The following is a 6,131-nucleotide window of genomic DNA, read 5'->3' as shown; positions in this document are numbered from 1 at the left end:
TTCTTTAGCAATCGTAGCGCCACAACCCAATTCTACATCATCAGGATGCGCGCCAATAGCTAATATGTCTAACTTCATGCGTTATAATTATTTTCTAGTATGTAAAGTTACGCTATTTTATTGATTCTAAAATTGAAGCTTCTAACTGAATTTTTAGCTATTTATTTCTCTTTACGAATGATTTGAATGGCTTTGTCAAGCACTTCGTCTCTGCCTTCTTTAATTCCTTTTATAGTTGGTTTTATTACTATATCTGGCACAATTCCGATGCGTTGCGTTTCGCTTCCATCAGGATAAAATACGCCAATTCCAGTAATTCCTGTACGCAATCCGCCAGGTAAATTAATGTATGAATAGTTTCCATCAGCTCCCGCAGTAGTACTTCCCACAATAGTGGTATTTTCTCCAGCGCGAAAAGCCATTGCGGTAAATTCAGCCTGACTTTGGGTATCTTCATTTACCAATACAACCAATTTTCCTCTGTAAGTATCAACTCCACTTGGGATTGACAACATATTCTTCATTATAAACTCACCTGGATTTTTAAAATTCACTTCTGTAAACTGAACAAATTCTGTAGATTTTGATACAAAATAGGAACCTAAAGAATACGGGACAAACGTAGATGGATAGTTACGAATGTCAATAATAATTCCTTTGGTATTTTTGAAAAGTTTCTTTATTTCAGAAATGTCTTCTTGTTCAATGACTTCAAGTGTTATGTAGCCAATATCTTTATTTAATAGTTTGTAACATTCTGTCGCCGTTTTTTTGTAAACATTAAGTTCCCTATACGCGAATAAAGGAAGTGTATGCTCTTGTGTTTTTCCGTCTGAAATGTATGTAATTTTTATTTCCTTATCTGGAGAACGCAATATGCTTCTTGCCATATTTCGATCTCTTGTAGGCTCGTTAGAAGCTGTATGATACCTGTAACGCTCTTTTCGTATTTGTGCTACAGTTTTACCGTTAATATGCGTAATAACATCGCCTACTTTTACTTTAGAAGCATCTTTGTGTTCTGGATTGTAATACCGAACAACAACCAATTTATTTTCTACAAACGATACCTTAAAAGGTGCTGTATGCTTCCCTAGCATTTGTTCAAATTTATCATCACCGCCGTATAAATTTGCATGCGTATCATCTACATCTCCAATAATGTGAAGTGCTGCAATTTCAAATTCAAGTTCGCTAGAAGCATTGATAAATTTTGGAATATATTCCTTTAAAACCGAACTCCAATCTTTATCTGTCAAGTTCTTATATGGAAAATAATAATGAATCATATTCCAATACCTGTATAATGTTAATAAGCGAAAACCAGCATCAGGATAATTCATGTCTTTATACTTATTTTCATTCAAAAACTCAGGATTTCCTATGCCTTCAGCCGTTTTTACATAATATTGTCTTCCTTGAAAACGATTATTGTAAATATGAGTGAGTTTTGCTCGCACACTCGAACCAATATTTAATGCGTCCATCCAAGCCATGTCTGGTTTCAAAATAGCTTTTTCGTCAGTTTCTTTACATTTTTCACATTCAGCAACGGTTCCCAGTTTCTCTATCCAACTGATGAGTACTTTATCTCTTTCTCCTTTTGAATTAGCCTTTAAAAACTTTGGCAATACTCTAAATAATTCATAATCCCAATTGTAATTTCCTTTTCCAATTGCTGGATGGTGGTATTTTAAAAATCCCCAAATTTTTCCTAACACTTCCAAATCATTAATTTTTGCATCAGTTAATGTTGGGAATGTAACTTTTGAACCTGTATCAAAAGTTGTATCTAATTCTGCTTTGTATACTTTTTTCTCGGATTCTTTGATAAGTTGCACATCTTTCCCATCAATTGTAAGTTCAAAATCATCAAACCATGCCACACCTTCTCCACTAAGAATTCCAGCTACAAAAATCATTTCCGCATCTTCAGGATAGTCTAGGGTAATCGTATATTTTTTCCAATCGTTCGTGCCTTCTATTTTCTGTTTACTCATATTATCAAATACTAAACTTTTACCATTACCATCAACGCGCAATAATAAGCCAGCATAGCCTTTTACATCTTTTGTTTTCATATATCCAGTAAGCGAAATCGTAGTTCCTTCAAAGTCAGCTGGAACTTGGTACGTAATACACCCAAAAGAATCATTTTTGCCTTTAGCATGTATTTTTCCTGCAAATTTTCCCGAATGTGCTTTCGTATCTTTTGTTACTTTATATGTTCCCCATTTAAACCAATTATCTGGCAAGTCATTTCTTGGAGATGCTTTTTCAAAATCAAAATTGAATTTCGCTTTATCAGTAGTGTTTTGAGCAGTTGTGTATTCTGAACAAAAAATAAATAGTAATAGAAATACGAAAAAAGTGTTCTTCATAAGCTGTAGTTTGTATAATTTTTGGTTTGTGTGATTGTTTTTTTCTGAGGGAATTACAAATATACTTAAAAATGCAAAAACGCTTTTAAAGTTAACATTGCTTTAATATGTTTTCAATATTATTGAAAAGACAATATTCAGTAAAACTAAAAAGTTAAGTATTTACTTCTTTAGCGCATTCCACTCTTTCAATGTGAGTATATTAGAGAGTTCTAAAATCACGTTTCTTCTATCTTCAAATTGTTTTTCAGAACGCACCATTCCAATATTTTTTGCGTAATGCGTAATTTGATTGTATTTGTAATTTTCTTTTGTAGCAACCAATTCCGTTTTGCATTCCGCTGTAAACTTTAAAGCGTTGTAAACTTTAGAATTTACAGTTACTTTTTCTTTACCAGCAAATGTCCGCGTTTTAGAAAATATGACTTCTCCATAATCTTCATCAATCATTGTAGAAGAATACATATATGGTGTATCTGTTTTCCACAAATACACATCCTTTTCAATTGGTTTGCGTACAAGTTTCCCTGGTTTTCCTCTTTTATCCTGTTCAATATAAGTGACAAATTTTTCCACTTGAAAACCTGTAGCAGTGAGTTTTTCTTGAAAAAATTCAAATCGAAAAAACCGTGAATCAAAAGCTTCTGTAACAAATGTACTATCTGTTGGATTGTAAGTCAATTTCCAATACTGTGTCTCTGATGGATCTTCTTTGCAGCTATACACATAAATTTTACTTTCAATGAGCTTATCCATTGGAAAATAATATGCTTTTGCGCTTTCGCTAGAAAATATAAATGATACTAGAATGACTGTAATGAGCTGTATATATTTCATAAATAAGATTGATTGAGTTATTTATTTATAAGTATGGCTTTCGCTGTAAAATCCCCATCCAAACTTTTAAGATGATAAAAAGTTCCTGCGCCTCTACTCGCTTTTTGTATTCCAGAAGTATCTTTAGGAACTATTGTTTTGACTAAGATTCCCGTAGCTTTTCCTGTTTTAGGTGTATGCGTATCTCCTGTATAGTCAATATCAATGCCTAGTATTTGCGGGATTTTTGTGTTTGAAATTTTCCCGATAATCGTAATTTTTTGTCCCACATATGCTTCAAGATCAGCTTTAGAAGTTAACATAATTGTCTTTTCGGTATTTTTATCTGCTGAATTACAACCTATTATAAAGAAAGTACAGATTAAAAACAGGTGTATATATTTTTTCATGAGTTCAGTTTAAAGTCTTTAAAATACATAAAAAAAACCTCAACCAGTTACGATTGAGGCTTTTAATTATAGAGTATACGTTTTATTTCTTCTTCGCCTTTTTGATAGCTCGATTCAAATCTGCAATGATATCTTTTCGATCTTCAATTCCAACTGAAAAACGAATCAATCCATCAGCTATTCCTTGCTTTTTGCGCTCTTCTGGCGTTAATAATGCGTGTGATGTTTGTGTCGGACTTAACACGGTACTTTCTACACCAGCCAAACTCATAGATGGCTTGATTAATCGTAGCGATTTGAAAAATTTAGAAACATCATATCCTGACTTTAATTCAAAAGACATCATTCCACCAAAACCAGACATTTGCGATTTTGCCAATTCATAGTCTACATGCGATTTTAAACCCGGATAATACACTTTTGCAACCGCTTCATGCTTTTCTAAGAAATTAGCGAGTTTGAGTGCGTTTTTATTCTGTGCTGCGACACGAATTCCCAAAGTTTTCATACTCCTTTCCAACATCCAAACGGTAAAATCACTTAAGCTTCCACCAAGGTTTTTACCTAATTGAAAAATTTGATTGATATGTGCTGCGGAAGCGGCAACAGCACCAGCCAAAATATCACTATGTCCACCAAAATATTTAGTTGCACTGTGAATCATAATATCAATTCCCATGTTTCCAGGCAACTGATTTACAGGACTTGCAAAGGTATTATCGATCATAGAAACCAATTTATGCTTTTTGGCAAGTTTCGCTACTTTTCTGATGTCCGTGATTTTCAACAACGGATTGGAAGGTGTTTCTATATAAATAACTTTGGTATTTTTCCGAATTTCCTTTTTGAAATCTTTAATGTCTAAACTTTTCGTGAATGAATATTCGATTCCGTATTTGTCAAACTCTTCCAATACCAAATTCATTGTGCCACCATACAATGCGTTTTGCAATACAATATGGTCGCCTTTGTGCAAAAACGCGAGTAAACTTGTGCTTACAGCCGCCATTCCGCTTCCAAAAATAAGCGCAGCTTCTGTATGCTCTAACGCAGCTACTTTTTTACATAATGCTTGCTGATTTGGCGTATTAAAGTATCTTGGATAACGTTTTTCGTCAATATCCTCAAAAGCATACGAACTGCTTAAATATATTGGCGAAACGGCTCCTTTAAATTGTTTATCTTCTACTTCTCCTGTATGCGTACAGACTGTATTGAGTCCTAAATGTTGCTTTTTCATTTTTCTATTTTACTCAAATTATTTTCCTTCAATCCAAGCTAAAACAGCTTCGTCATTTGGTAATGTTTGTGGTGATATTACTTTTTCTAACTCACCATTTACATTTATTAAATACTTCTGAAAGTTCCAAGCTACGTCCGAATCTTGCAATCCATTTTGTGATTTTTGCGTTAAAAATTTATACAACGTATGCATGTCGTCTCCTTTTACAGAAATTTTACTCATCATAGGAAATGTCACATTAAATTTTGAAGTACAGAATTTTGCAATTTGCTGATTGCTTCCAGGTTCTTGCGCGCCAAAATTGTTTGCAGGAAAACCGATAATTGTGAAGTTTTTGTCTTTGTAGGTTTCATATACTTCCTGTAATTGCTCGTATTGTGGCGTTAATCCACATTCGGAAGCTGTATTGACAATCATGACTTTTTTTCCTTTTAAATCGGCTAGTTTATAATCGCCACCAGTAATATCTTTTACTGTAAATTGATGAATTGATCCTTTTTCCATAGTTTTTTCAAGTGTTGTTTTTGCAGGTTTTTCTTTGGTTGTTTCTTCCGCAGAAGCTACTTCTTTTGCTTTTTCTTTAGTTGTTGATGTGCAACTTATAGTGCAAATTGCGAGTAATAGAATGAATATTCTCATTAGTTTATTTCGTTTTTGCAAAAATACGAAAGTATTCGCTTACGCGGAGAATGCTTTTGATTCTTTTAAGATTTTACGAACTTATTTTACGGTAAGTATCCAGAAAATTTTATATTTTTCGATATGAAAAAAGACCAAATAACTCCTTTGTCTATTTTTTTTGTGATACAACTCCTTACGGGAATTTACATTCTTATTCGTCCGGATGGAGATCCAGAAGGCTGGCACTATATTGTAGGTTTTATGTGTTGTCTTTTTGCGGTTGTTCCATTGCTAATCGATTTTATTTTGAAATATTTTATAAAAGAGAAACCTTATTATCTATTCATTCAAATCGTACTAACAATAACGTTGCTATTCTTGTATTTTATTTGGGATCTTACTTTTTTTAGTACAATGTAGATTTTTTAAACAGCATCAAACACCCAAAAATCATCCACAGGCAAAGGCGCTTCATAAGTGATACGTTCTTTAGTGTCAGCAGTTTCAAAAGTCAATTTCCACGCATGGAGACAAATAGAAAGTGACTTATAGGTTGCATCCGATCCGTACTTTTGATCGCCAACAATAGGAAGTCCGATGTTTGACAATTGCGCGCGAATTTGATGAAATCTGCCCGTTTTTGGCTTGACTTTTAATAAA

Annotated in this window: 6 protein-coding genes and 2 pseudogenes; 1 reads left to right on the top strand and 7 read right to left on the bottom strand. The window is 33.4% G+C overall.

All coding sequences use genetic code 11. The features are described 5' to 3' along the window. From AB8B65_RS02995 to AB8B65_RS02970, 6 genes and pseudogenes are all read right to left on the bottom strand, one after another. A pseudogene (locus AB8B65_RS02995) lies at window positions 1–78 on the bottom strand (bacillithiol biosynthesis deacetylase BshB1); the annotation flags it as partial. Between the two features lie 83 nt (window positions 79–161). Further along, window positions 162–2,381 carry a S41 family peptidase gene (locus tag AB8B65_RS02990; RefSeq protein ID WP_405299379.1) on the bottom strand — a complete coding sequence of 740 codons (2,220 nt, stop codon included), beginning with the start codon at window positions 2,379–2,381 and terminating at the stop codon, window positions 162–164. Between the two features lie 162 nt (window positions 2,382–2,543). After that, window positions 2,544–3,218 carry a hypothetical protein gene (locus tag AB8B65_RS02985; RefSeq protein ID WP_405299378.1) on the bottom strand — a complete coding sequence of 225 codons (675 nt, stop codon included), beginning with the start codon at window positions 3,216–3,218 and terminating at the stop codon, window positions 2,544–2,546. 17 nt (window positions 3,219–3,235) lie between these two features. Then, window positions 3,236–3,607, bottom strand: a complete 372-nt coding sequence (locus tag AB8B65_RS02980; protein WP_405299377.1) for a hypothetical protein — start codon at window positions 3,605–3,607, stop codon at window positions 3,236–3,238. Between the two features lie 82 nt (window positions 3,608–3,689). Continuing rightward, window positions 3,690–4,847, bottom strand: coding sequence for a trans-sulfuration enzyme family protein (locus AB8B65_RS02975; protein ID WP_405299376.1), 1,158 nt, complete (start codon window positions 4,845–4,847; stop codon window positions 3,690–3,692). Between the two features lie 18 nt (window positions 4,848–4,865). Then, window positions 4,866–5,489: a glutathione peroxidase gene (locus AB8B65_RS02970; protein WP_405299375.1), complete on the bottom strand. Its 624-nt coding sequence runs from the start codon at window positions 5,487–5,489 to the stop codon at window positions 4,866–4,868. Between the two features lie 123 nt (window positions 5,490–5,612). On the opposite strand from AB8B65_RS02970, the gene AB8B65_RS02965 reads away from it, so the two are divergent. Continuing rightward, window positions 5,613–5,891: a hypothetical protein gene (locus tag AB8B65_RS02965; protein WP_405299374.1), complete on the top strand. Its 279-nt coding sequence runs from the start codon at window positions 5,613–5,615 to the stop codon at window positions 5,889–5,891. A 5-nt stretch (window positions 5,892–5,896) separates the two neighbouring features. On the opposite strand, the pseudogene AB8B65_RS02960 reads toward AB8B65_RS02965, so the two are convergent. After that, window positions 5,897–6,131: pseudogene (locus tag AB8B65_RS02960) on the bottom strand (RNA pseudouridine synthase); the annotation flags it as partial.

Source organism: Kordia sp. (assembly GCF_045105435.1).
Lineage (GTDB): Bacteria > Bacteroidota > Bacteroidia > Flavobacteriales > Flavobacteriaceae > Kordia.
The sequence above is the reverse complement of the archived record's forward strand: the minus strand, read 5'-3'. Positions and strand labels throughout refer to the sequence as shown.

Coding starts and splice junctions, on each gene's coding strand:
- AB8B65_RS02975 (WP_405299376.1), bottom strand. CDS start 4,847: ATGAAAAAGCAACATTTAGGACTCAATACAGTCTGTACGCATACAGGA.
- AB8B65_RS02990 (WP_405299379.1), bottom strand. CDS start 2,381: ATGAAGAACACTTTTTTCGTATTTCTATTACTATTTATTTTTTGTTCA.
- AB8B65_RS02980 (WP_405299377.1), bottom strand. CDS start 3,607: ATGAAAAAATATATACACCTGTTTTTAATCTGTACTTTCTTTATAATA.
- AB8B65_RS02965 (WP_405299374.1), top strand. CDS start 5,613: ATGAAAAAAGACCAAATAACTCCTTTGTCTATTTTTTTTGTGATACAA.
- AB8B65_RS02970 (WP_405299375.1), bottom strand. CDS start 5,489: ATGAGAATATTCATTCTATTACTCGCAATTTGCACTATAAGTTGCACA.
- AB8B65_RS02985 (WP_405299378.1), bottom strand. CDS start 3,218: ATGAAATATATACAGCTCATTACAGTCATTCTAGTATCATTTATATTT.